General features: G+C 64.7%; 18 protein-coding genes. 9 read left to right on the top strand and 9 right to left on the bottom strand.

What is annotated here, in order from left to right; genetic code table 11:
• Positions 1–66: 66 nt before the first annotated feature.
• Genes tkt through VK533_RS09355 form a run of 7 tightly spaced genes read left to right on the top strand, consistent with a single transcriptional unit; the run spans position 67 to position 9590 of the window.
• On the top strand, positions 67–2139 hold the full coding sequence (gene tkt / locus VK533_RS09385) for a transketolase (protein WP_324376748.1): 2073 nt from the start codon (positions 67–69) through the stop codon (positions 2137–2139).
• A 3-nt stretch (positions 2140–2142) separates the two neighbouring features.
• Positions 2143–4947, top strand: coding sequence for a bifunctional transaldolase/phosoglucose isomerase (locus VK533_RS09380; RefSeq protein WP_324376746.1), 2805 nt, complete (start codon positions 2143–2145; stop codon positions 4945–4947).
• 15 nt (positions 4948–4962) lie between these two features.
• Positions 4963–5940, top strand: a complete 978-nt coding sequence (gnd, locus tag VK533_RS09375) for a phosphogluconate dehydrogenase (NAD(+)-dependent, decarboxylating) (protein WP_324376744.1) — start codon at positions 4963–4965, stop codon at positions 5938–5940.
• Between the two features lie 5 nt (positions 5941–5945).
• Positions 5946–7373 carry a glucose-6-phosphate dehydrogenase gene (gene zwf / locus VK533_RS09370; RefSeq protein WP_324376742.1) on the top strand — a complete coding sequence of 476 codons (1428 nt, stop codon included), beginning with the start codon at positions 5946–5948 and terminating at the stop codon, positions 7371–7373.
• Entirely contained in the window at positions 7370–8185 is an 816-nt protein-coding gene (locus VK533_RS09365; RefSeq protein WP_324376740.1) for a Cof-type HAD-IIB family hydrolase, read from the top strand. The genes zwf and VK533_RS09365 overlap by 4 nt, the downstream gene beginning before the upstream one ends.
• Positions 8182–8931 (top strand): HAD-IIB family hydrolase, encoded by a 750-nt coding sequence (locus VK533_RS09360; RefSeq protein WP_324376737.1) that lies wholly within the window; start codon positions 8182–8184, stop codon positions 8929–8931. The genes VK533_RS09365 and VK533_RS09360 overlap by 4 nt, the downstream gene beginning before the upstream one ends.
• Positions 8928–9590, top strand: a complete 663-nt coding sequence (locus VK533_RS09355) for a phosphorylase (protein WP_324376735.1) — start codon at positions 8928–8930, stop codon at positions 9588–9590. The genes VK533_RS09360 and VK533_RS09355 overlap by 4 nt, the downstream gene beginning before the upstream one ends.
• Positions 9591–9680: 90 nt before the next feature.
• On the opposite strand, the gene VK533_RS09350 is transcribed toward VK533_RS09355, so the two are convergent.
• Together VK533_RS09350 and VK533_RS09345 are read right to left on the bottom strand one after the other, a co-directional pair.
• Complete coding sequence (locus VK533_RS09350; RefSeq protein WP_324376733.1) at positions 9681–10787, bottom strand: glycerophosphodiester phosphodiesterase; 1107 nt, start codon at positions 10785–10787, stop codon at positions 9681–9683.
• Between the two features lies 1 nt (position 10788).
• Positions 10789–13371 carry a TonB-dependent receptor gene (locus VK533_RS09345; RefSeq protein ID WP_324376731.1) on the bottom strand — a complete coding sequence of 861 codons (2583 nt, stop codon included), beginning with the start codon at positions 13369–13371 and terminating at the stop codon, positions 10789–10791.
• Between the two features lie 215 nt (positions 13372–13586).
• On the opposite strand from VK533_RS09345, the gene VK533_RS09340 reads away from it, so the two are divergent.
• Positions 13587–14948: a methyl-accepting chemotaxis protein gene (locus VK533_RS09340; RefSeq protein ID WP_324376730.1), complete on the top strand. Its 1362-nt coding sequence runs from the start codon at positions 13587–13589 to the stop codon at positions 14946–14948.
• 29 nt (positions 14949–14977) lie between these two features.
• Here the strand turns inward: VK533_RS09340 and VK533_RS09335 are convergent, their stop codons facing one another.
• On the bottom strand, positions 14978–16153 hold the full coding sequence (locus VK533_RS09335) for a CaiB/BaiF CoA-transferase family protein (protein WP_324376728.1): 1176 nt from the start codon (positions 16151–16153) through the stop codon (positions 14978–14980).
• 170 nt (positions 16154–16323) lie between these two features.
• Between VK533_RS09335 and VK533_RS09330 the strand changes: the two genes are divergently transcribed.
• Positions 16324–17139: a sulfotransferase gene (locus VK533_RS09330; RefSeq protein WP_324376726.1), complete on the top strand. Its 816-nt coding sequence runs from the start codon at positions 16324–16326 to the stop codon at positions 17137–17139.
• 200 nt (positions 17140–17339) lie between these two features.
• Here VK533_RS09330 and VK533_RS09325 read toward each other — a convergent pair whose 3' ends face one another.
• The 6 genes from VK533_RS09325 to VK533_RS09300 form a co-directional block, all read right to left on the bottom strand.
• Positions 17340–18248 (bottom strand): hypothetical protein, encoded by a 909-nt coding sequence (locus VK533_RS09325; protein ID WP_324376724.1) that lies wholly within the window; start codon positions 18246–18248, stop codon positions 17340–17342.
• 339 nt (positions 18249–18587) lie between these two features.
• Complete coding sequence (locus tag VK533_RS09320) at positions 18588–21725, bottom strand: TonB-dependent receptor (protein WP_324376722.1); 3138 nt, start codon at positions 21723–21725, stop codon at positions 18588–18590.
• Between the two features lie 256 nt (positions 21726–21981).
• Positions 21982–23514 carry a tryptophan halogenase family protein gene (locus tag VK533_RS09315; RefSeq protein WP_324376720.1) on the bottom strand — a complete coding sequence of 511 codons (1533 nt, stop codon included), beginning with the start codon at positions 23512–23514 and terminating at the stop codon, positions 21982–21984.
• Between the two features lie 129 nt (positions 23515–23643).
• Complete coding sequence (locus tag VK533_RS09310) at positions 23644–24390, bottom strand: FadR/GntR family transcriptional regulator (protein ID WP_324376718.1); 747 nt, start codon at positions 24388–24390, stop codon at positions 23644–23646.
• A gap of 68 nt (positions 24391–24458) precedes the next feature.
• Positions 24459–25217 (bottom strand): SDR family oxidoreductase, encoded by a 759-nt coding sequence (locus VK533_RS09305; protein ID WP_324376715.1) that lies wholly within the window; start codon positions 25215–25217, stop codon positions 24459–24461.
• Entirely contained in the window at positions 25214–26422 is a 1209-nt protein-coding gene (locus VK533_RS09300; protein WP_324376713.1) for a mandelate racemase/muconate lactonizing enzyme family protein, read from the bottom strand. The genes VK533_RS09305 and VK533_RS09300 overlap by 4 nt, the downstream gene beginning before the upstream one ends.
• Between the last annotated feature and the right edge of the window lie 85 nt (positions 26423–26507).

The raw sequence follows: 26507 nt of genomic DNA, 5'->3' as shown, positions 1-26507 counted from the left end.
CGCGTGCGTTCAAGAAGGGTCTATCGGCCCATCCTGTCTGCCCGACCCCGCAAAGAAGGGAATCACATGTCGACCAGCACTGCCTCCTCCAGCGTTCATGAGGACGGCTCGCCCGACCGGCTTGGCATCGATACGATCCGCACCTTGTCGATGGACGCGGTCGCCAAGGCGAAGTCGGGCCATATCGGCACGCCGATGGGAGCGGCGCCGGTCGGCTACACGCTCTGGTCGCAATTCCTGCGGACCGATCCGGACAAGCCCGACTGGCCCAACCGCGACCGCTTCGTGCTGTCGGTCGGCCATGCATCGATGCTGCTTTATTCGCTGATCCACCTCGCCGGGATCAGGGAGATCGACAAGAACGGCAAGTTGAGCGGCGCCGAAGCGGTCAGCCTCGACGACATCAAGAATTTCCGCCAGCTCGGCTCGAAAACGCCGGGCCACCCCGAATATCGCCACACCACCGGCGTCGAGACGACCACCGGCCCGCTCGGCCAGGGTTGCGGCAATTCGGTCGGCATGGCGATCGCCGAGCGCTGGTTGGCCGCGCGCTACAATCGCGATGGGTTCACCCTGTTCGACCACGATATCTATACGCTGTGCGGCGATGGCGACATGATGGAGGGCGTCGCGAGCGAGGCGGCGAGCCTGGCCGGGCACCTCAAGCTTTCGAACCTGTGCTGGCTCTACGATTCGAACCATGTGTCGATCGAGGGCGGTACCGATCTCGCCTTCGACGAGGATGTCGGCAAGCGCTTCCAGGCTTATGGGTGGAATGTCATCCATGTGAACGACGGCAATGACACCAAGGCGATCGCCGCCGCGATCGAGACATTCAAGCAGACCGACGACAAGCCGACCTTCATCGTCGTCCATTCGATCATCGGCTTCGGCAGCTCGATCGCGGGCACTGCCAAGGCGCACGGCGAGGCGATGACGCATGAGGACATTGCCGGCACCAAGAAGGCCTATGGCTGGCCCGATGCCGAGTTCCTGGTGCCCGACGGCGTCGCCGAGCGCTTCCATGCGGCGATCTCCGGGCGCGGCAAGCCGCTGCGCGAGGCGTGGGAAGCCATGCTGGCGCGCTACAAAGCGGCGGAACCGGCGTTGGGCAAGGAGCTCGATGCCTTGTTTTCGGACAAATTGCCCGAGGGCTGGGATGCGGATATCCCGACCTTCCCCGCCGACGAGAAGGGCATGGCGACGCGCGATGCGGGCGGCAAGGTGCTCAATGCGATTGCGCCCAAGCTGCCCTGGCTGGTCGGCGGATCGGCCGATCTGGCGCCATCGACCAAGACCTTGATCGACAATGGCGGCTCGTTCCAGGCGGCGAGCTACGACGCGCGCAACCTGCATTTCGGCGTGCGCGAACATGGCATGGGCGCGGCGGTCAACGGCATGGCGCTGTCGCATCTGCGATCCTACTCGGCGACCTTCATGGTCTTTTCCGATTATATGCGGCCGCCGATCCGGCTGGCCGCGATCATGGAGATCGGCGTCGCGTTCGTGTTCACGCACGATTCGATCGGCGTCGGCGAGGACGGCCCGACCCACCAGCCGATCGAGCAGCTCGTTGCCTTGCGCGCGATCCCCGGGCTCGACGTGATCCGGCCGGGCGATGCGAACGAGACCGCGTGGGCGTGGCGGGCCGCGCTGAAATCGGGCGACCAGCCGACCGCGCTCATCTTCTCGCGCCAGGCGATGCCGACGCTCGACCGGTCGAAATATGCGAGCGCCGAAGGCCTGATGAAGGGCGCCTATGTGCTCGCCGGCGCGGACGATCCGGAGGTCGTGCTGATCGGCACCGGATCCGAAGTCAGCCTGGTCGTCGCCGCCCATGAGAAGCTTGTCGAAGCGGGCGTGCGTTCCCAGGTTGTGTCCATGCCGAGCTGGTACCTCTTCGAGAAGCAGGACCAGGCCTATAAGGACAAGGTGCTGCCGCCCAAGGTGACCGCGCGGATCGCGGTCGAGATGGGCAGCGAGATCGGCTGGGACCGCTATGTCGGTGGCCAGGGCCGCACCATCACCATGCACAGCTTCGGTGCATCGGCACCGCTCGCCAAATTGCAGGACAAGTTCGGTTTCACCGCGGACCATGTCGTCCAGGTGGCCAACGAGATGCTCGGAAAGGGCAAGTAAGCAATGACCTCTCTGCTCGAACAGCTCCGTGCCAGCGGCCAGGCGCCGTGGCTCGATTTCGTCGACCGCGGCTTCCTCAACGAGGGCGGCCTCAAGAAGCTGGTCGCGGAGGACGGCGTCACCGGCGTCACCTCCAACCCGTCCATCTTCGAGAAGGCGATGGGCCAGGGCGAGGCCTATGACGAGCAGTTCCAGAGCTTCGTGAAGGCCAACCCGCAAGCGTCGGTGACCGACACGTACGAGGCGCTGGCGATCAGCGACATCCAGAATGCGGCCGACACGCTGCGCCCGGTCTATGACAAGACCGGCACGCATGACGGCTATGTCAGCATGGAGGTCTCGCCCTACCTCGCCAACGACACCGCCGGCACGGTCGAGGAAGCGCGCCGGCTGTGGAAGCAGATCGCCAAGTCGAACCTGATGATCAAGGTGCCGGGCACCAAGGCCGGCACGCCCGCGATCGCGCAGTTGATCGAGGACGGGCTCAACATCAATGTCACGTTGCTGTTCAGCCTGGAGGCCTACATCGCGGTTGCCGAAGCGTTCACCGCCGGGCTCGAAGCGCGCGTGAAGAAGGGCTTGGGCGTAGACAAGATCGCGAGCGTCGCGAGCTTCTTCGTCAGCCGGATCGACGCGCAGATCGACAAGAAGATCGACGCGCGTCTCGCCGCAGGCGACAAGGATGCGGACGCCTTGAAGGCGGTGCGCGGCAAGGTCGCGATCGCCAACGCCAAGATGGCGTATCAATGGTATCTGAATTTCGTGAAGTCGCCGCGCTGGCAGGCGCTCGCCGCCAAGGGCGCGCAACCGCAGCGGCTGCTGTGGGCGTCGACCGGCGTCAAGGATCCGGCCTATCCCGACACGCTCTATCTCGACAATCTGATCGGGCCGGACACGGTCAACACGATCCCGCCCAAGACGATGGACGCGTTTCGCGATCACGGCACGGTGAAGCGCACGCTCGACGCGGATGTCGATGCCGCCAAGCAGACCTTGGCCGAGGCCGACCGGCTCGGGCTCGATCTGCCGGGCGTGACCGCGCACCTGGTCGAAGACGGCGTCAAACTGTTCGCCGATGCGGCCGACGCGCTGCTGGGCGCGATCGCCGCCAAGCGCGTCAAGCTGGCCGGCGACAAGATCAACAGCCTGGAACCGGCGCTGCCGGAGGCTCAAAAAAAAACGGTAACTGATTCGATCGAGGCGGCGCGCGCGGCCGGCTGGTCGCGCCGGCTGTGGGCGGGCGACGCCAGCGTCTGGACCGGTGCCGACGAAGCCAAATGGCTTGGCTGGCTCGCCGCCGGCCAGGGCAAGCAGGTAGACCACGCCGCGCTCAAGGAACTGGCCAAGAAGGCCAGGGGCCATAAGGATGTTGTGCTGCTCGGCATGGGCGGCTCCAGCCTCGGGCCGGAAGTGCTGGCCGAGATCATCGGTGCGGCACCGGGCTACCCGACCGTGCACGCGCTCGACTCGACCGACCCGGGCCAGATCGCCACGATCGCGGGCAAGATCGATCCCAAGGAAGCTTTGTTCCTGGTCGCGTCCAAGTCCGGATCGACGATGGAGCCCGAATTGCTGCGGGCGTTTTTCTGGGAGCTGTCGAGCAAGGACGGCAACCGTTTCGTCGCGGTGACCGATCCGGGTTCGAAGCTCGAGAAGCTCGCCAAGGAACATGGCTATTCGGCCATCTTCCCCGGCGATCCTGCGATCGGCGGGCGTTATTCGGTGCTGTCGGTGTTCGGTATGGTGCCGGCGGCGATGATGGGCATCGACGTCGACGATTTCTTCGCCAAGACCGCGCCGATGGTGCAGGCGTGCGGCCCCGATGCACCCCCGGGCGTCAATCCGGGCGTGCAGCTGGGCGTGATCCTGGGCGAGGCGGCCAATGCCGGGCGCGACAAGGTCACGATCCTGACCACGCCCGAGCTGGAGCCGATCGGCGCGTGGCTCGAGCAATTGCTCGCCGAATCCACCGGCAAGCATGGCCGGGGCATCGTGCCGGTCGATCTCGAACCTTTATCGCCGGCGGAAGATTATGGTGCGGACCGCATCTTCGCGGTGCTGAGCCTTGCAGGCGATGAAGACCCCGATCTCGACAAGCATGTCGCGGCATTGATTGCCGCCGGGCAGCCGGTGGTGAAGATCGGCCTCGCCGACAAATATCTGATCGGCCAAGAATTCTTCCGCTGGGAGATCGCGACCGCGATTGCGGGCGCGGTGATCGGGATCGATCCGTTCGATCAGCCCGATGTCGAGGACGCCAAGATCAAGACGCGCGAGCTGGTCGATGCCTATGAGAAGTCCGGCAGCCTCGCGCCCGAAAAGGCGTTCCACGAGGATGCCGATCTCGCCTTCTTCGCGCCGGGCGAACATGAATTCGCGCCGAGCGATCCGGTTGAGATTTTGCGCACGCATTTCGCCAGCGCGGACGCCGGAAACTATGTCGGCTTCCTCGCTTATATCGAGCGCAACGACGAGCATGAGGAAGCGATTTCCCGCATGCGCGAGGCGGTGGTCGAAGCGAAGGGCGTCGCGACGATCGCGGGTTTCGGCCCGCGTTTCCTCCACTCGACCGGCCAGACCTACAAGGGCGGGCCCAAGAGCGGCGTGTTCCTGGAAATCACGCGCACGCCCGATCCGGATCTGGCCATTCCCGGCCGGAAAGCCAGCTTCGGCATCGTCCAGCTGGCACAGGCGCGCGGCGATCTCGACGTGCTCGCCGAACGCGGCCAGCGCGTGCTGCGGGTTCATCTCAAGACCGGCGACCTCAGCAAACTCGAAGCGTTGGTCGTCGAAGCACTTCAAAATTAAGCGGGAGCTAGCAACATGCGCATCGCGATGATCGGCCTCGGCCGGATGGGTGGCAATATCATCCGCCGGCTGATGCAGAAGGGCCATGAAGGCGTGGTCTATGACCGCGACCAGGCGGCGGTCGGCAAGCTGGCCGGCGAAGGTGCAGTCGGCGCCACCAGCCTGGCCGATATCAAGGCCAAGCTCGAAAAGCCGGCGATCTTCTGGGTGATGCTGCCGGCGGGCGACCCGACCGAAAGCACGATCGCCGAGCTGGCGAAGATCTGCGAGCCGGGCGACATCATCATCGACGGCGGCAACACCTTCTACAAGGACGATATCCGCCGCGCGAAGCATCTGCGCGAAAGCGGCATCCACTATGTCGACGTCGGCACGTCGGGCGGCGTGTGGGGTCTGGAGCGCGGCTATTGCATGATGATCGGCGGACCGGACGATGTCGTCACGCATCTCGATCCGATCTTCGACGCGCTCGCGCCGGGCATGGGCACGATCCCGCGTACGCCCGGGCTGGCCCAGGAGGATCTGCGCGCGGAGAAGGGCTATATCCACGCCGGTCCGGCGGGCGCGGGCCACTTCGTCAAGATGGTCCATAACGGCATCGAATACGGCCTGATGCAGGCCTATGCCGAGGGCTTCGACATCCTCAAGACCAAGAAGTCGGAGAAGCTTCCCGAGGACGAGCGCTTCGACCTCAACATCAAGGATATCGCGGAGGTCTGGCGGCGCGGATCGGTGGTCTCGTCGTGGCTGCTCGACCTGACCGCGATCGCGCTCGCCAAGGATCCGATGCTCGAGCAATTTTCGGGCAACGTCGCGGATTCGGGCGAGGGCCATTGGACGATCCAGGCGGCGATGGAGGAGGCGGTGCCCGCCAACGTGCTCACCGCCGCCTTGTTCGCGCGCTATCGCAGCCGGATCGAGCATACGTTCGGCGACAAGATATTGTCGGCGATGCGCTTCGGCTTCGGCGGCCACGTCGAGATTCCCCAGTAATGGCCGTGGCGCTCAAAAAGGCGCCGCCGGCCACCTTGGTCATTTTCGGCGGCACCGGTGATCTCGCGCGGCGGCTGCTGGTGCCCGCGATCGCCAATTTGTGCGAGGACGGACTGGTCGGCGAGGACCTGCAGATCATCGGCATCGGATCGCGCGAGGGAACCGACGAGGATCTGCGCGCGGGCCTCGACGAATTCACGCCCAAGGACGAATGCTGGTCGCGCCTGCGCGGGCAAATCTCCTACCTCCGGGGCGATTTCACCCAGGCGCAATTGTTCGAAGATCTGACGAAGACGCTCGGCAAGGCGGGCAATGTCGTCTTCTACCTCGCCACCCCCGCTTTATTCTTCGGCCCGATCATCGAGAGCCTCGCCAAGGCCGGGCTGATGGAGGAGCAGAACGGCGCGTTCCGCCGCGTCGCGGTCGAAAAGCCGTTCGGCCACGACCTCGCGTCCGCGCACGCGCTCAACGAACAGATTCTCAACGTCATCAGCGAACAGCAAATCTACCGGATCGACCATTTCCTGGGGAAGGAAACGGTCCAGAACATCATGGTCGCGCGGTTCGCCAATCCCTGGCTCGAGGCGGTGTGGAACAACCGCTATATCGACAGCGTCCAGATCACGGCGGCCGAGACGGTCGATGTCGGCACGCGCGGCGCCTTCTACGACGCGACCGGCGCGCTTCGCGACATGGTGCCCAATCATCTGTTCCAGCTGCTGGCGATGGTGGGAATGGAGCCGCCCAACGATCTGTCCGCCGATTCCATCCGCACCGAGAAAGCCAAGGTGCTGGTCGCGGTGCGCGAGCCGACGCCGGCAGAGGCCAAGGCGGACGGCGTGCGCGGCCAATATGCGGGCTATCGAAAAACCGCCGACGTCAGCCCCAAGAGCGAGGTCGAAACCTATGTCGCGCTCAAATTATGGGTCGACAGCTGGCGCTGGGCGGGCGTGCCTTTCTACCTGCGCACGGGCAAGGCGCTGAAGGCGCGCGATACCGAGATCGTGGTCACGTTCAAGCCGGTGCCGCTGGCCTTGTTCCGCGACACGCCGGTCGCCCACATGCCGCCCAACCGACTGGTACTGCAATTGCAGCCCGACGAGGCGATCGACCTGGATTTCATGGTCAAGAAACCGGGGCCGAAGATGCAGGCCACCCCGGTCACGCTCGATTTCAAATATGCCGACAAGTTCAAGATCGGCGGGCGCACCGGCTATGAGACATTGCTCTACGACATGATGATGGGGGATCAAACCTTGTTCCAGCGCGCCGACCAGATCGAGGCGGGCTGGGCCGCGGTCCAGCCTTTCCTCGACGTCTGGGGCAAGGGCAAAGGCAAGGTCGAGACCTACAAGAAGGGTTCGGACGGGCCGGAGGGCGCGGCGGAATTGCTCGAACGCGACGGCCGCCAATGGCACGAGATCGGCGCATGACTTTGCGCTTCGTGATCAGCGACGTCGACGGGACGCTCGTCAATACCGCCAAGAAGCTGACCCCGCCGACGATCGACGCGGTCGCGCGGCTGCAGGCGAAAGGCGTGCCTTTCACGATCATCAGCGCGCGGCCGCCGTCGGGCATAGCCTTCCTGGTCGAGGCCCTGAAACCGACCGGGCCGATCGCGGCGTTCAACGGCGGCACGATCATCGCGCCCGACGGGTCGATCCTCGAACGCCACGCGCTCGACAAAAAAGTGGTCGAGACGAGCTTCGCCATCGCCGGCCAATCCGCCGCGACGCCGTGGATCTTCGCCGAGGGGCGCTGGCATATCGTCGATCCGGCCAATCCGCACGTGCCGCACGAAGTGCTGGCTTCGGGTCAGCAGCCGGCGGTCGAGACCGACATGACTCACTTGTTCGGCGAGGTCGACAAGCTCACCTGGGTCAGCGACGATCCGGCGTTGCTCCACGATCTGCAGGACCAGATGCGCGCGGCGATCGGCGGCGACGCCACGATCGGCATGTCGCAGACTTATTATCTCGATCTCACCCATCCAACCGCCAACAAGGGCGACGGCGTGGCGACGCTGGCACGGATCGCGGGCATCGACCTGAAGGAGGTCGCGGTGCTGGGCGATCAGTTCAACGACGTGCCGATGTTCGGGCGCGCGGGCATTTCGATCGCGATGGGCCAGGCACCCGACGCGGTGAAGGCGAAAGCGGCTTACATTTCGACGAGCAATGACGAAGATGGCGTGGCGCATGCGATCGACACGATCCTGCTGCCGATGGTGAAGGATAGGGCATGAAAAAGCTGATCGCGTTCGATCTCGACGGCACGCTCGCCTTGAGCAAGCAGCCGCTTGACGACGAGATGGCCGATCTGCTCGCCAAACTCACCAATGTCGCGCTGGTCGACATCATTTCGGGCGGGGACTGGCCGCAATTCCAGAAGCAGGTCGTCAGCCGCATGCCGGGCTATGCCAAGCTCGACAATTTCATCATCCAGCCGACCACCGGCACCAAGCTCTACCGCCATCAGGACGGAGCCTGGCACCAGCTTTATGCCGATCTGTTCACGGCGGAAGAGAGCGAGAAGATCCGCACCGCGCTCAAGACCGCGGTCGAGCAGGCGGGCTATGCCGGCGAGAAGACCTGGGGCGAGCAGATCGAGGATCGCGGCAGCCAGGTGACCTTCTCCGCGCTCGGCCAGCAGGCGCCGCTTGAGGCGAAGGATACATGGGATCCGGACCACGAGAAGCGCAAGAAACTGCAGGCGATCCTGCAGGGGATGCTGCCCGATCTGTCGATCAATATCGGCGGATCGACCTCGATCGACATCACGCGCAAGGGCGTCGACAAGGCCTATGGGCTCAAGCATCTGAGCGAAACGATGGGGGTCGCACTCGACGACATCCTCTTCCTCGGCGACGCGATCTTTCCCGGCGGCAACGATTATCCGGCGAAGACGCTCGGGCTCGACACGGTGCGCGTGCGCGATGTCGCCGAGACCAAATCGGTCGTCACCGGCCTGATCGCCTGCCTCAAGCCGTGAAGCCGGTCATCGTCGCGACGGGCTTCACGCGCGAAGTCCGTACGATCGAAGGGCCGGGCGTGGTGGCCATCGCCGGCGGCGGCGTTGCCGAACGGCTGGAAGCGAGGTTGCATCAGGCGGCGTCGAATGGCGCCTCAGGCATCGTCAGTTACGGCCTGACCGGCGGTCTCGCCGATGGGCTCAGGATCGGCGACTGGGTGGTCGGCAGCCGTCTCGCCGGCGCGATCGACCATGAGTGTCACCCCGGTTGGCGCGATGCGCTGGCGAGCCGCCTGCCCGGTGCACGGATCGGCGCCTTCTTCGCCGACGGGCGGATGATCGACACCATCGCCGAGAAGCGCGCGCTTGGGCTTAATCACGATGCGCTCGCGGTCGATATGGAAAGCCATGTCGCGGCGCGTGTCGCTTTGGCGCACGGCCTGCCGTTCGCGATCGTGCGGATCATCTCGGACGAAGTCGATCATCTGCTGCCGCATGCCATCACGGTGTCGATGCGGCCTGATGGCGGTTTCGATCGGACACGGATGCGGAAGTCGCTGGCCGATGATCCGGCGCAGATGCGCGATGTGACGCAGACGATGGCGCAATTCGCGGCGGGGTTTCGTGGGCTCCGCAGTGGTGCGCGGCTGATGGGTGAGCGGCTGGCCTTCCCCGATTAGCCGTCACCCCGGACTTGTTCCGGGGTCCACCCAGCGGCGAGGCGCAGCCTCCCGGTGGATGCCGGAACAAGTCCGGGGTGACGAGTTGGGTTAGAGTGTAGCCAGCGCCCTCTTCCCCAACCCCGGATCGTCGCTGAAGAAGCCGTCGATTCCGGTGCGGATATAGGCCTGTATCTCCGCGATCGAGCCGGCTTCGTTGCGTGCGGCCGGGCCGTTTGCATCCTGGAAATCGGCGGCAAGGAAGTAGTTTTCCGGGCGGAAGGTCCAGATGTGGACGAGCAGACCGGCCTTGTGCGCATCCGCGACCAAACTGGTTGGCGCGGCGAGATTCTTGTCGGGCCCGAGTGGAATGATCGCGCGGGTCGGCGGGGCGATCACATCGGCATAACGTGCGACGTCAGCGAGGCCGGCGGGCGTCACCATTTCGGCATAGCTGGGGCCGCTGCCGGCCTTGACCACGTCGGCGGGTTTGCCCGCGTCGGGCTCAACCAATTGCATCAGGCGGATGTGCGGCTGACGCCCCAATTTCGAGCGCAGATATTTGAGGTTGGCGATCTCGAACGACTGGATTTCAAGCGGGCAGCGGCGCGTATAGTCATGCGCCGCCAAGATCGCGAGGAAACGGTCCTCCGGCGGCAGGCCAACGCTGGCGAAATAGGTCGAATGCTTGATCTCGGGCACGAGGCCGACCGCGCGGCCGCGTTCGGCGGATTCGGCGGCGGTGAAATCGATAATCTCTTCCCAGGTCGGCACGTCGAACTGGCCGTCCATCGCCGCATTTTGCGGGCGCAGCTGGGGCAGCCGCTCGATCGCGCGCAAGGTCTTCAGTTCGGCGAGCGTGAAATCCTCGGTGAACCAGCCCTCCTGGCGCTCGCCGTCGACCATCTTCACCGTCTTGCGCGACGCAAATTCCGGACGCTTCGCGACGTCGGTCGTCTGGACGATGTTGTTCTCGTGGCGGGCGACCAGCACGCCGTCCCTGGTCACGCACAGATCGGGTTCGATATAGTCGGCCCCGTCCGCGATCGCCTTGGCATAGGAGGCAAGCGTGTGCTCGGGCCGCAGCGCGGAAGCGCCGCGATGCCCGAACACCTCCACCTTGCGCGCGGGCGGCGCCGCGAGAGCGCCACCGGCGCCCGCCGCAATCGCCGCCGCGCCCATGATCTGCACCGCCTCCCTGCGGCTGAAAGACGCCATATCAGAAGCCGACCGAGAAGGTCAGGAACCACTGGCGCGGTGCGATCGGATAGGCCGAATAGCTGTTGGTGGCCGACCCGATCGAGATGGTCGACCAACCCGATTCCTTGGTGAGGTTGGTGACGTTGAGCGCGATATTGGCCTTGCGCATGTGCAGCCAGTCGGTGGGCAGATCCGCGCCGATGCGCAGCGACGTCTGGAAATAGGACTTTACGCTGGTGTCGTTGGCATAGGTCGCGAAGCGCCGCCCGACATAATCGCCGATCAGCTGCGCATCGAACGGCCCGATATTGAGCGACGCCACCGACTTGTTCATCCACTTGGGGCTGCCCGGGATCTGCTTGCCGCAGGTCGGCACGACGCCGCCTACGACGACGAGGCCGCCGATGCAGGTGCCGGTCGCGGCACCGATGCCGGTCGCCGCCGCCGAATAGTCGCTCTGATATTTGGACAGATTGTAGGAGACCGCATTGTAGAACGAGAAGGTGCGCCCGAAGTGGAGCGTGAAGGCCGCATCGACGCCGTCGGTGTGGACATCGCCGACATTGACGAGGATCGAGGTGCCGCCGGTGATGCCGCTGCCGGCGATGCCGCCGGGGTTGGTCGAGATTGCCAGCAGGCGATTGTTGAACACGACGTGATAATAATTGACCTGCGCTTCGAGCGAGATGTCGTTCGAGAAGCTGCGATGCGTGCGCAGGCCGCCTTCATAGGTCCAGCTGCTCTCCGGCTTGCCCTGATCGCGGAAGGCATCGAACGCCGTCTGGCTTCCGGTGAACCAGGGGCCGCCGCCGCCGGCGAGATAGGCCTGATATTGGCGCAGGTTCTTCTGGACGTTGAAATAGACCTGTTCGTGCCCGTTGAAGTCGTAGGTCGCGCCGATTGCCGGCAGGAACCAGCGCAGCGTGTTGATCGTGCCTTGCGGCAAGCCGCCGGTGAGACCCGACAGCGATCCGAGCTTCGGCTGTACCGGGAACGTGCCGGTCGCCCACTGCGCGCTGGTTTTTACACCGCCCTGGATGGTGAGCTGCTCGAACGGCTGCCAGGTATCCTGGATGTGGAGCTGGAGCTCTTCGATCTTCGCATTGCCCTGATATTGGGTGAACAAGGGCGGCTCCACCTCGAGCGGGCGGATATAGGGCGTGCTCGACGCCGGATTGGCGACGTCGACACCGTACCAGCGGCGCCACTGGGTCGTTTTGTTATGCTCGTACCAGCCGCCGAGCTCGATCTTGTGCTTGCCGAGATCAAGGTTGAGCGCCGAGATCACGCCTTCGCGATTGATGCGATATTCGGTGGTGCGCGTGATCAGGCCCGATCCGCCGGTCGCCTTGACCAAAGCGGCGCCGGCCGCTGCTGCCTGGGCATCGGTCAGCGCGGTGCAGGCCGCCGGGCGGATGCCGTTGGCGTTGCCGCCGAAACGGCAATTGGCCGGAAGCGTCGCATAGTTGGGATCGAGATAGGGTTGCGCGGTCGTGATCGACTGGCCGAGCGGGCCGGCGACGACGCCGGCGCCGTCATTGTGATGGAAATAAGCGGTGGTCGACCAGGTGATGCGATCCGACAGATGCGCGTCGTAGCGCGCATAGCCGAGATAGTCGGTCCGCTGCGCATCCGAATAATAATTGCGGTAATTGCTGCCGACATTGGCGGGCGAATTGCCGAGCGCGCTCAGATACGTGTTCCGGTACCCGTCGAAATCCGGGTAGAAGAAGGGCTTCGTGTAAGGCGTGTAAAGCTGGACCGGGGTGGCCGTGCCGCCGGCGGACGGCTTGAAGAAGACAGTGGCGTCCTCATTCGGCTGGGTCATGTCGTTATAGTCGAAGAAGAGGGTGAGCTTGCCGGTGCTGTCGTCATGGACGAACTTGGCATTGGCCTGCCAGCCGCCCTGCTTGCCATTGAAATCCCAGGCACGGGCATGCTGGCGCGCGCCCGAGATATAGGCCGAATTGTCGCCGCCAAACGTGCCGCTGTCGATCCGCACATAGGTGCGCGAGGTGTCGAAACTGCCGACCGTCTCGCTTGCGGTGACGCCCAATTGCTTCGACGGATCGGCCGAGAAGGTTTCGATCGTGCCGCCGAGATTGCTGTTCGACGCGGTGGCGAGATCGCCGGCACCGGTGGTCACGACCACGCGCCCGACATTCTCCGAGATCACGGCGCGCTCGGGCGAGAGACCGTTATAATTACCGTAGCTCTGGTCGCCCAGCGGCACCCCGTCCATCGTGTAGCCGAGCTGCTGGAAGTTGAAGCCGTGGATGAAGATCTGCGCGTTCTGCTCGTTGTACCCCCAGGGGTCGGACGTGATGTAGAGCACGCCAGGAAGCGTCTGGATCGCCTTCAGCGGCGAGACGCCGGGCAGGATTTTCTGGATTTCCGCCTGCGAGATGGCGGTGGCCGAGCGGGTCACCTTGGTACCCGTCACGATGATATCGGCATCGCCGCCGCCGTCCGCCGCATCGACCGCGGGTGCCGCGTCGACGCTGGCGGCAGGCACCGCGTCGGCCGGATCGGCGGCATAAGCCGCAGCCGGTACGAGGCTGGCAATGGTGAGGGCGAGAAGCGAAACGTGAGTGCGGCCCATGATGTCCCCGGTTTGCTGCGGTGCAAGAAAAACGGGGCCTAGCCGAGGCTCGATGCAATTTTGGTGACGGAGACGTTGCGGTTTCGTGACGCGCGAAATTGTTACGCGAAGCGGCCGTGCCGACCGTTGCTAAACGCCTGTTAACGAACCCGGACTATGACTTGCCCCAAAGAGGCATTCCCCCAGGACCATCCATGTCCAGTAATCAGACCATCATGAAAGCCGCGAAGATGTCGGGCGAGCTCGGCATTCGCACGCTCGATCTGCAGGCCGACATCGCCGAACTGGCGACGCGCGTCACCGAACAGGCATCGACCATCGCGACGATTCGGGGCGAGGCCGACCGCCTGTCCGACAACGGCCAGAACGTCGCCGAGGCAGCGCAGGAGGCGCGCGAAAACGCGACCGCCGCGCGCAGCGTGATCGACGATTCCAACCGCCGCCTGTCGGGCGCGACCGCCAACGTGCTCGAGCTGATCGACCAGGTCACGCACATCCATGCCGGCCTCGAGGCGTTCACCAACGCGCTCGCCACTGTCGGGCGCGTCACCGGTGCGATCCGCGATATCGCCAGCCAGACCAATTTGCTCGCGCTCAACGCCACGATCGAAGCGGCCCGCGCGGGCGATGCCGGGCGCGGCTTCACCGTGGTCGCGAGCGAGGTCAAGAAACTCGCGCAGGAAACCGCGCAGGCCACGCAGACGATCGAGACCTCGATCGTCGCGCTGACCGGCGAGGCCGACCGCATGCTTCATCGGATCAACGACGGCACGGCCAAGGCGCGTTCGGCGCACCAGGGCGCACAGGATATCGAGACGCTGGTGGAACGGCTCGGCTCGCTGATGCGCGGTCTGTCCGACATCAGCGATTCGGTCGCCGACCGGATCGGATCGATGGTCGCCTCGGTCGACAACGTTCATGCCGGTCTGGGCGCGCTGAGCGCGACCTCGGCCGACAATGCGACCGGCCTGCAGCGCCTGTCCGATCGCGTCACCGGCGTGAGCAACGACACCAACGAACTGCTCCAATATTTCGCGGAGAGCGGCACCGAGATTCCGGATACGCCCTATATCCGCTTCGGCCTTGCCGCCGCGCAGGACGTGTCGGACAAGCTGGAAGAGGCGATCGCGCACGGCGCGCTGAACGAAGCCGATCTGTTCAGCGCGCGCTACGCCCAGATCCCCGGCAGCAGCCCGCCGCTCTACACGCATCCGGCGCAGGCTTTGATCGTCGCCGCCGCGCGCCCGCATCAGGAAACCGCGCGATCCTATAAGGGCTTCTTCGGCATGACCTTCACCGATCGCAACGCGTTCGGCGCGGTCGCCATGCCCGAGCGCGCGCAGCCGCAGCGGCCGGGCCAGGACGACTGGAATCTGGAGCATGCGCGCCAGGGCATGATCTTCGATTTCCCCGACACGCGCGAGCAGTGCCTGATTTCGGAACCCTTCTGCATCAAGGCCTATCGCCGCCAGGTCGCGGGTGGCGGCGTGGTTCTACTCAAGCAGGTGATCGCGTCGATCCACGTGCGCGGCCGCCACTGGGGCATCCTCCAATTCGCCTATGAGGATCAGGGCTGAGCCCTAACCGGCCGTGAAGGCCGCGACGATCAGGGGCTGACCCAGGCCGGGTCCGCCAATATATCCGCGCCATGTTCACCGACGCCCGGCGACGGGCGATCATGTGCCATCCCGACGCCATCGATCGTGAGCGGCGTGCGCACGCCGGGGATCGTGCCGCCGGCCGCGCGCGTCGCGTCCAGAGCCAGCCGCATCGCGCGATGCCGGACCTGCGCGTCGTCGAACACATCAGCGATATCGTTGATCGGCCCGGCCGGCACCTTCGCCTCCTCGAGCCTCGCGAGCAAATCGGCGCGCGACATCTTCAGCGTGGCGGCGGAGAGGCGCGGGATCAGGGTCGCGCGATGCTCGACCCGCAGCTTGTTGGTCGCGAAAGCTGGATCGTTCCCCATCGCTGCGTCGCCGACCGCCTCGCACAATTGCCGGAACTGGCCGTCATTGCCGACCGCGATGATGATGTGGCCGTCGGCGACGGGGAAAACCTCATAGGGCACGATATTGGGATGCGCGTTGCCGAGCCGGGTCGGCGCGACGCCCGACACCAGATAATTGAGCGCCTGATTGGCGAGCACGCCGACCTGCACGTCCATCAGCGCGCAATCGATCCAGGCGCCCTCCCCCGTCTCGTCGCGGCGGCGGAGCGCGGCGAGAATGCCGATCGTCGCGTAGAGGCCCGAGAAGATATCGGCCATCGCAAACCCGGTCTTGGTCGGCGGGCCTCCCGGATCGCCGGTGATCGACATCGCGCCGGCCATGCCCTGGATCAGGAAATCATAGCCCGCGCGCGCGGCATAAGGGCCGTCCTGGCCAAAGCCGGTGATCGAGCAATAGACCAGGCGCGGATTGATCTTCGACAAAGCGGCGTAATCGAGCCCGTATTTTGCGAGGCCGCCCAGCTTGAAATTCTCGATCAGGACGTCGGCCGATGCCGCCAGTTTCTCGACCAGCGCCCGGCCTTCCGCCGTGGTGAAATCGGCGACGATCGATCTCTTGCCGCGATTGGCGGCGTGGAAATAGGCGGCCGACAGATCGCCACCGTCGTCGGCGGGAACGAAGGGCGGGCCCCAGCCGCGCGTGTCGTCGCCATCCGGGCTTTCGACCTTGACGACATCGGCGCCGAGATCGGCGAGCGTCTGGCCGGCCCACGGCCCCGCCAGGATCCGGGCCAGCTCCAGCACCTTGATGCCCTTCAGCGGATGAACCACGACTTTTCCTTCTCCCTCCGCGCATTGGCCTGCACCGCTCGCGCGCGAAAGGGTGATAGCCGAAGCGGAAAGGGAATTGCACGGCCGGGTTCCGGGTCCGGCCTCGAACTTGTCGCCGACGCACCGATGAGGCAGGGAATCGATCGGGCGGGAAGGGGCGAGCGAAGCGGGTGAAGACGGTAGCGATCTATCTGGGGGCGAACCGCAGCCTGACGACGATCTCGAGCGCGATGCTGGCGCTGCATCCCGAGGTCACGGTGCTCAACCATGCGTTCGTCCGCATCTTCGCCGACCAGAGTTGCGATTTCACGCGCGACCCGACGCAGGACAAGCTCGACGCGTTCGTGCGGACGGCGGAGGCGATGGCGCTGGGCGGCGAGCGGGGCGCGGTCGGCGGCCATATCCTGCACAGCCATGCCTTCAGCGACGGCGCGCTGCGCGACGCCTATCTCGACCGTTACGGCGAGGGGGCGAAGCCGGACACGCAATGCCTGGTGTGGAAGGATGCGACCCGCGTCACCAACCACCTGATCCATCACAAGATCGCGTTGGACGATCTGGCGCGTCGCCTGCCGTCGCTGCGCTTCGTCATGATGGTGCGCAACCCGGTCGACATCACCATTTCCAGCATTCGCAAGGGCTATGCGGCGGCGCTGGTGGGCGAAGAGCGCAAGGACAGTTTCATCGATGTGTTCACGCACATGATCCGCCTGTTCGGCTGGTTCGCGCCGGCGGCGCAGGCCAATCCGGGCCAATTCCGGTTCCTGTTCCAGGACGAGTTGCTCGACCCGGAGCAATTGGGCGCGCTGTGCGCGTTCCTCGGCATTGCCGATACGGCGGCATGGCGCGACGACATCGCCCGGCTGATCCAGCTGCGCGAATCCTATCCGATCGACGAGGCACGCAAGGCCAGCCTCCAGGCAGTAGTGATGCGGCTCATTCCCGACCCGTTCGTGGCGCGGCGCGTGGCCGAGCAAATCGCCTGAGCGCGTCGGCTCGATAGCAAAGAGGCCGGTCGCGGTGGCGACCGGCCTCCCCGAAGCGCCTTTGGGGGTGGCGCCTCAGACCTTACCAACCGCATGCGGCAAAGCAGGCGGCCGATTTCCCGGCGATAATGCCACAAGTTTCGGGAATTGATACGGCAATGTAACGAATTGCCGTGCAATATATTGCGCAATGCCCGCCATCAGGCGAGACCGGACGCGCGATAGCGCGCCACCAAAGCGGCAATGCGGCCGCGTATCTCGTCGGGCAGCGCGAACGGATCGCGATAATAATCCTGCGTGCCGGCGACGCGCCGTTCGATCAGGACGTCGTGCATCGAACCCATCAGACCGTTGATCGCGGCCAGTGCGCGCGACATTTTGAACGCCTCGTCGGACGGGGCGATCGTGCGCAGCGTGTCGTAGAAAGAGACCAGCCGGCTCGCGATCTTGCGCGTGGCGTGGAATTGCGCGCCGGTCAGATGATCGTGCGACACTATGTCCTCAAGCATCGCGATTTGCTGCGCAACATAATCGCGGAAACCCTCGCTGGTCGTCGGCGTCAGGCGATCGACTTCGCGCTGGAGCAGGCGCCAGGGCCCGCGTGCAAGGAACACACGGCACAGTAACGCCTCGCGATAGACCTTGCCCGCGAGGTCGGTCTTGAACGCATCCTGCAGATGCCCGAGCAATGTGGTCATCCAGTCGAAGAGGATCGGGTAGGCGTGGCGCTCACCATAGAGCGCGCAGGCGAAACGCAGATGCTTGAACCTGGCGCGCGCATATTTGAAGCGCAGCCGGTCTTCGGGGCCCAGATCGCGGTCGCGCAGCAGCAGGTGGTTGCACGCGATCATCGCGTCGCGATCGACGCCGGTCCGCCACAATTGCCGACAGATCCGATAGCAATCCAGCAGGTCCGCCGGACTGTGGTCGAGCGTGATCCGATCGGGCAATTCGGTGTGCGCATCGACCTCGTCATCGATCAGCACGGCCTCGAACAAGGCCGCGCATTGCGCGTCGCTGAAACGCCGGGCGTCGAGCGCCTCCGCATCGCGCACCACATAGCGGCGTCGCGGAGCAGGCGGCGCGGCGGTCACGCGACGATCAAGCACCGCGATCCCGCAGGAAATAGCGCGCCGTCCAGAACGGCATCAGGAATACCAACGCAACCGTAGTCCCCACCGCGGCGACCGCCGCAGAGCCCCGTTCTTTTTTCATGGCGCTCCCCTCGCGCCACGAATTATTCGCCTGCGCAAAGGCGGTCCATTTGCCGAAGGATAGTGATCCTTTGATCGGCGGCTTTCGGGGGGAGCCGCTGCGGCCAGCGATCTCGAACGATCAGCGGCGAACGGCGGTGCAGATGATGCCCGCTGCTGCTGTCACCATTCACCAAAAAAGAAGACCCTCCCCCCAGGGAGGCGGGGGAAGGGTCCAGTCGGAGGAAGCAATGATCAGAAGCTGCCGCGTACGATGAACGCGAAGCGGCGGTCGGTGATGAAATAGGATCGCGGCGCGGTCATTCCGCTGGCCGTGAATTGCTGCAGTGTCTTGGTCACGGTGTTGGTCAGGTTCACGCCCTGAACGCCGATCTTCACCTGCTTCGTCAGGTTGTAGAAGACGGACGCGTCGAGCTGCCCCGTCGCCTTCTGATAGACCGGGAAGTATGGGTAGATTTCGTCCACCGCGGTCTCGAGGAACTTGGAGCGCCAATTATAGGCGACCCGGAGCGACACTGGACCCTTCTCATAGAAGCCGGTGACGTTGATGTTGTTCTTCGAGAGCCCCTCGAACGGCAACGTGCCGCGACCGGTCGAAGGGGTCGATACCGGCGCGTCCGACACGTTCGACAGGAACGAGTTGGGCAGGCCGCTGCTCTTCACATAGGAGTAGGTCGCCGATGCACCGAGGCCGCCGAACAGGCCGGGCAGGAAATCGAAGGTCTGCTGATAGCCGACCTCGATGCCCTTGATTGTGCCGGTGCCGTCGAAATTGGCCGGGCCGGTCACATAAGCCGTCTCCGTTATGCCCGCATTGGTGAAGTCTCGCAGGATCTGACTCTGGTAGAAGAAGTCGTGCACGCTCTTGTGGAAATAATCGATCGTGAGCGATCCGACGCGGGAGAAATACCATTCCGCGCCGATGTCGAACTGCTTCGACACCGCCGGTTTCAGGTAGGGATTGCCCGCCGATGCGGTGAGCGGCAGCTCGCCGGTGCCGACGCTCAGCGAGACGAAGTTCCGCAGGAAGCCGAAGTCCGGACGCTGGATCTGCTTCGACGCCGAGAAGCGCAATTGCACGTCGCGCGTCGGGCTGATGACCAGGTTGAAGCTGGGCAGCCACTGGTGAAACTTGTTGCTGGCCGTGGATGCGGTCGACGCCGAATTGCTGAACGTCACCAGGTTATTGTAGAAATCGGCACCCCGCACGCAGATCGGCGGGGGTGCCGAACCCGACTGGCAGATTTGGGCGAAGTTGCCGCCCAGCGTGTTGGCCGGATACTGGATCGAACCGTCTGCGAAATCCTTCGTATCGACATAACGGACGCCGATATTGCCGCGCACCGTTATATTGCCGACGACCGGGTCCTTCGATCCGAAATCGAGCATCGCATAAGCGGCGCTGGTCTTCTCGCCCGAAGTGTCGATCTCGCCCGGCAGATAGGGGGAGTCGGTGACGCCGGCGCGCTCGCCGATCGGCGTCCAGCCCGGGAAGCCGCCATTCTGGGCGATCCAGACGCTGTTGATGTTCTTGAAGAACTGGACCGCTTCGCTGTAATTCTTGACCTGCTGATTGTCGTAATACCAGCCTTGCGGGCCGCCGGTCTTGCCGCGGAAGAAGTCCGGGAATGTGTACAGGCTCGACTGGCTCTGGCCGGCCTGGTTCAGATAGACCGCGTTGCCGCTGCCATCCCACACCTCGCTGACGTAACCCCAATTGTACGAGGTGTATTTCACCTGCTGCGAGCGATCGGAGTAACGGGCGCCGAACTTGACCTTCTCGACGAAGGGGATGTCGCCGTCGACGTCATAGCTGACGTCGCCCTTATAGGCCCATTCATGGCCCCGGCTTTCATCCGAATGGTCCATCGCCGCGCGCCAGAAATAATTGGCCGGATCGGCGAAATACTGGCTGTCGCTTTCGCCCGCGATACGGGCGTTGGGCGAACCGATCACATTCGGCTTGTGGAGCACGGCCGCCGGCAGGTTGCCGGTAAGGTCGAGCTCCTCGTCCGCAAACGTGTCGGTGTAGGAGGTGAAGTCGAAATCGCTGCTGGCTGAACGGACATATTGGCCGTCGGCCGTTACCGTCAGCCGTGACGTCGGCGACCATTTGAAGTTGAGCGCGAAATCGTTTGTGGTCGCGCGCTCGTAGCGATCGCGGCGTGACAGATTCTGCTGCATGCCACCGGTCGGGGTCGGGGAATCCACCTGACCCGAAGTGGCAGTACGCCAGCCGGTGCCGGGATAGCTGATATAGCCCTTCTCGAAGACGTTGTCGGAATCATACTGATAGTCGGCGTATCCGGGGGCGCACGCCGTCGCCGAGGTGCAGCCGAGCGGATAGGTGTTGTATTCGGACGAGCCGCTCTCGGTTTCGAACGTATGCTCGGTCCAGGACCGGGTCGCCTGCGTGCGCAGGAACTGGCCGGTGAGCTGCATCGTGTGGTCGACGCTTTCCCACTGCGCAGCGGCGGCATAGCCGCGGCGCTTGCGGTCGGTGTCCTGCGTGCGGAAGCTGGCGCCGATCGGGGCATAGGCCACCGATTGACCGGGCAGCGGCGCGCGCACCACGCCATTGACGGTCTGGCCATCGCGCGTCTGGAAATTGGTGGCCTGGATACCGTCGGAGCGAACCTTCAGGTCCGAATAGGAAATATCCGCCAGGATGCCGAACGTGCCGACGCCGGTCTCCCACGTATCGCTCACCAGGACCGATCCGACCGGCGACCATTTCTTGGCGAAATCGCTGTAATTGGCCTCGCCGTCGAACGCGATGTGGAAGCCCTTGCGATCGAGCGGCTTGAGCGTGTTGAGATTGACCGTGCCGCCCAGTCCGCCTTCGATCATGTCGGCGGTCGGCTCTTTATACACCTCGATCGAGCTCAGCATTTCCGACGGGAAGTCGGCGAGATTGATGGTGCGGCCAAAGCCGGCGGTGAAGGTGTCGCGGCCGTTGACCTGCGTCTGGATCTGGCTGAGGCCACGGATCTGTACGGTCGTGCCTTCCGCCGAGAAGTGATCGGGATCGTTGCCGCCTTCGAATTTGCTGATCGTCACGCCCGGGATGCGCTGCAGCGACTCGACCACCGAACGGTCGGGCAACGCGCCGATGTCCGCGCTCGTCACCGCGTCCACGATGGTCGCCGAATTCCGCTTGATCGCCTGCGCATTGGCAAGCGACGACCGGATACCGCTGATGACCACGTCCTCCACGGAGCCCGCATCCGAAGCGCTGGGCAGCGGCGCGGCGGGCGGGCCCACCTGTGCGGACAAGGCGGTTCCGCAGACAAGCGCCAAAACCGAGACGCCAAGCCGAAGCGACGTCTGTGTCGTTTCGCCGGCCATGAAACCCGAGGCATTGGTCTTCATATCTTTCCCCTCCCGATCCCGGATTCGCGCTCCGGTACGGCTTCTCCCAATCGTCACCGCGTGCCTTGGGCCGGGTGATCGAAACAAAGCTTTATCCTAACCTGTATGATAGCGCTACCGCTTTTTTTGAGGTTAGGCCTAACAAGCTATGTGATACCGCTCGTCATGGGTTTCGGCAGAGGCTTCGGCGGAGACAGCGGCGCTCTGACGCGCCCGCATGGGCGAACTCAGTTCTCGCGAACGCCGTGCGGACGCGTCATGCCGGTATCGGGAGCGGCTCTTGGCGGCCCGCGAGGAAGTCGACGTGGCGCGGCATGATCGAGACCGCACGCCGATTGACGCCGCGCACATCGTCCAGCCGGCGCAGCGTGTCCTCGGGCCCGATCATGTCGGCGACCGGATGATAGCCCCGCGCCTCGATCCCCTGCCCCACCATCACCGCGAGCCAGCTCGTCTCGGTGAAGAGCTCGTCCTTTTCGCGAACGATGCGGCCGTTCGACCGGAACATGTCGAGCTTGCGTTGCAGTCCCTCGGGCGGCGAGAGGGTGCGGCAGCGGTTCCAGAAGGGCGAATCCGATCGCTCGGTCGCCCGATAATGCAGCACCAGAAAATCGCGGATATCCTCATATTCGCGGACGGTCTGCCGATTATATTCGGCGATTTCCGGCGCCTCGAAACCCGCCGTCGGGAACAAGGTCAGCAGCCGCGCGATCGCCGTCTGGACCATGTGGATGCTGGTGGATTCGAGCGGTTCGAGAAACCCGCTCGCGAGTCCCAGCGCCACGACGTTGCCGATCCAGGGCTTGCGCCGATGGCCGCCGGTGAAACGCAGAAAACGCGGATCGGCCAAGGCTGCACCGTCGAGGTTGGTCATCAGCGTGGCCGCGGCCTCGTCATCCGAGATGTGATCGCTCGAATAGACATAGCCGTTCCCCGTGCGATGCTGCAGCGGGATCCGCCACTGCCAACCGGCCGCGCGCGCGGTGGCGCGGGTAAAAGGCGCGGGATCGGCCACGCGGGCGCATGGCACGGCGACGGCGCGATTGCAGGGCAGCCATGGGGTCCAATCCTCATACCCGGACCGCATCTCTTCCTCGATCAGCAGGCCCCTGAAGCCCGAGCAATCGATGAACAGGTCGCCCGCGATCGAACGGTCGTCGGCCAGCGCGAGTGACCCGATCAGGCCCTTTTCGTTGCGAACCACGCCGGCGACACGGCCCTCGGTCCGAACAACGCCGCGCCGTTCCGAATAACCGCGCAGGAAGCGGGCATAGAGCGCGGCGTCGAACTGGAAGGCATAAGAGATTTTCGCCAGAGGCGAGCGCGGCTGATCCGACTGCGGCCGCAGGAACCGGCCCGCACGCGCGGCGACCGCGGCGATCGAATATTCGTCGAGCGGCGCGGTCTGGCCAAGGTGCCGTCCCTTGAGCCAGAAATGCTGGAAATCCACCCCCAGCATGGCGATGCCATAAGAACCGAAGGGATGGATGTAGCTGCTGCCAGGCCGCGTCCAGTCGACGAACTCGATGCCGAGCTTGTAGGTCGCTTCAGTTTCGCGGACGAATTCGTCCTCGTCGAGCTCCAGCAGCGCGTTGAAGTTCAGCAATTGCGGGATGGTTGCCTCGCCGACCCCGACCGTCCCGATCTCGTCCGATTCGACCAGCGCGATGCTGATGCCGGACGGACCCAATATCTTCGAGAAGGCCGCCGCCGCCATCCAGCCGGCGGTGCCGCCGCCGACAATCACGATACGCCGTATCGCTCCATTCGGATTGACGGTCTGCTCCACGCGCAAGCGCCTACCGGCCCGCCGCTTCGAACAGCATCAGGCAGTGAGATTGGAGCTTTCGTTCATCGATCATAGCACTGCCTCTCGGCAGCACCTGTATTAGAGGTTAAGCCTAACCTCAATACGGGATCAGGTCACCCCGGCGTTCATCAGCACCCGCATCGTGTCGTCGAAATGCGCCGACATGGCGTGACGCGCGGCGGCCACGTCCTGCTGAAAGATCGCTTCGGCGATCGCCTCGTGGCAGCGAAGCATGGAATCGCGCTCGCCTTCCTCGGCCCGGCTCTTCCATCCCACCGGCCACATTTCGCGCAGTAGCGGCGCGAACGCCTTGATCATGATCGTCAGCAGCGGATTTTGCGCGGCCTCCGCCACGATGCCATGAATCGCGACGTCGTGCTCGCGCATCACGTTCAGATCGTCATAACCGGCGCGCATCGCCGCGGCATGCTCCATCAGCAGGCGCGCTTCCTCGTCGGTCCGCCGCAGCGCGGCGAGCGCGGCCGCGCGCACTTCCATCGCGCGCCGAACGTCCAGCACCTGCTGGATCGTCACGTGCCGCGTATGGACGACATGCTCGAGCAACATGCCGACCACATTCTCGTCGGGCACGGATACGCGCGGGGCGCGTCCGTTCGCGATTTCGACGATGCCGAGCGCGGCCAGCGAGCGGTTCGCCTCACGCACGACGATGCGCGAAACCCCGACGCGCGCCGCCAGATTATTCTCGGCGGGCAGCGTGTCGCCGGGGCGCAGATCGCCGCTGCGAATGATTTCCATGATGGCGGCGACGGTGCGCCCGACCATGCTTTCGCCCGCAACCTTGACCGGCGCGGGCGCTCCTGTTTCGCTATCCCCGAGGGTCTGATGTTTCATATGTTTTCCCAGCCCCTTTCGGACAGGATGCTACGGCTCCGTCGCGCCGATGACAATGGCGGGATACGCTACCAGCCGCCGTCGACCTCCAGCAAATGGCCGCTGATCATCCTCGCCCCGTCGCCCGCCAGGAACAGGACCGCGGACGCGATATCCTCGGGCTCGATCCGCCGCGCGAGACACTGACGCTTCAACACCCATGCGCGGTATTCGGCCGCCCGGTCGCCGAAGACGCGCGCCTCCGCTTCCGACACCACCGCGCCTGGCGAGATCGCATTCACCCTGATGCCATGCGGTCCCAGCTCGCGCGCCAGCGAACGGGTGAGACCCAGCATCGCGCCCTTGGACGCAACGTAGGGCACATAGCCGTCCCATTCCCCCGACATCGTGACGGAGCAGAAGTTCACGATCGATCCGGCCTGCTTCCGCTTCATCCCGGGCGCGACCGCCTGCGTCAGCGCGAAGGCGGCGCCCGCATTCACGCGCATCTGCTCCTCATATTCGGCGATCGAGAATTGCTCGAACGGGCGGTTTATGATCAGCGCGGCGTTGTTGATCAGGATATCGATGCCGGCGACCTCGTCGGCCAGCGCACGAACGACGGATTGCGCCGCCTCCAGCTGCGACAGATCCTGTTCGATCAGCCGCACCGTCCCGCTGCCGGCGGCCGCGATTTCGGCGACGATCTCCGCCGCGCGCTCATGACCAGGCAGATCGAGCAGCAGCAGATCGGCGCCGGCCGCCACGAAGGCGGAGGCCTGCGAGCGCCCCAGCGAGCCCAACCCGCCGGTCAGCAATATCGTGCGCCCCGAAAATCCTCCGCTCACGCAAGCGACCCCTTGCCGCTCATTCGCCGGCTGACGGTGAAGCGACGGTCGAGATCGGGCATCAGCTCCATGCCGAGCCCGGGCCCGTCGGGCACGCCGATCTGGCCATTCTCGATCGGCGGCAAAGCGGTGACGGCATCCCGATACCAGCCACGATGGAAGGCGCGCACGCTTTCCTGGATCAGGGCGTTGGGCGCGTTGAGGCCAAGGTGGGTCGACGCGCACAGGACGACCGGCCCGGTGCAATCGTGCGGCGCCACCGACAATTGCCACGCCTCCGCCATCGCCGCGATCTTGCGTGCTTCGGACAGGCCGCCGCACCAGGCCAGATCGAGCATGACCACGCCGACCGCGTCGGTTTCCAGCAGATCGCGGAAGGCCGCACGGCCGGCGAGCGTCTCCGACGCACAGACCGGCGCGGGCGACGCCTGCGCATAGCGGCGCAGGCTGGCGAGGCTGTCCATCCGGATCGGATCCTCGTGCCAATATGTCCCATAGGGTTCGAGCGCGCGGGCGATGCGGATCGCGGGCGTCAGCCGCCACAGCGAGTGAAACTCGACCATGATGTCCATCGCGTCGCCGGCTTCGACCCTGATCTTCTCGAAGATCGCCAGCGCCTCGCGCAACGACGCGCCGTCGATATGCTGGCCGTGGCTGGCTTCCGCCGCGCGGTCGAACGGCCAGATCTTCATCGCGGTGATGCCCTCGTCGAGCAGTTCGCGCGCCAGTTCGGCCGGCCGGTTCAGGAAAGCATGCAGATCGTCGAGCGCCCCCCCTTGCGCGGGCAGACCCCAATTGGCGCTGCGCTGGCCGCCCGCTTCGCGGATGTAGAGCGGGCCGGCGCAGGTGTTGTAGGTGCGGATCGTGCGGCGCGTGAACCCGCCGAGCAACTGCGCGATCGGCTGCTGCATGGCTTTGCCGAACAGATCCCACAGCGCGATATCGACCGCCGAATTGCCGCGGGTTTCCACGCCCGACGAGCGCGAGCCGAGATAGTTGACCAGATCGCGCGATAGCGCGTCGATCGCAAGCGGATCGCGGCCGATCAGTTTCGGGGCGACGACTTCGTGGAGATAAGCCTCGACCGCCGCCGGCATGAAGAAGGTTTCGCCGAGCCCGACGAGCCCTTCCTCATCGTGCAGGCGCACCCACAATATATTGGGATGCTCCTCCACGCGGATCGTTTCGAGGCCCCGCAGTTTCACGTCATCCCCTCAAATGCCTATGCGATCTGATTGACAATCCTGTATGATAGGTGCCTAATCTTGTCGAGGGCGATTACAACCGGGA

The organism is Sphingomonas sp. (assembly GCF_035317925.1).
Taxonomy (GTDB): Bacteria; Pseudomonadota; Alphaproteobacteria; order Sphingomonadales; family Sphingomonadaceae; genus Sphingomonas_I.
Note: the sequence above shows the minus strand (reverse complement) of the source record. Positions and strands in the feature narration are given on the sequence as shown.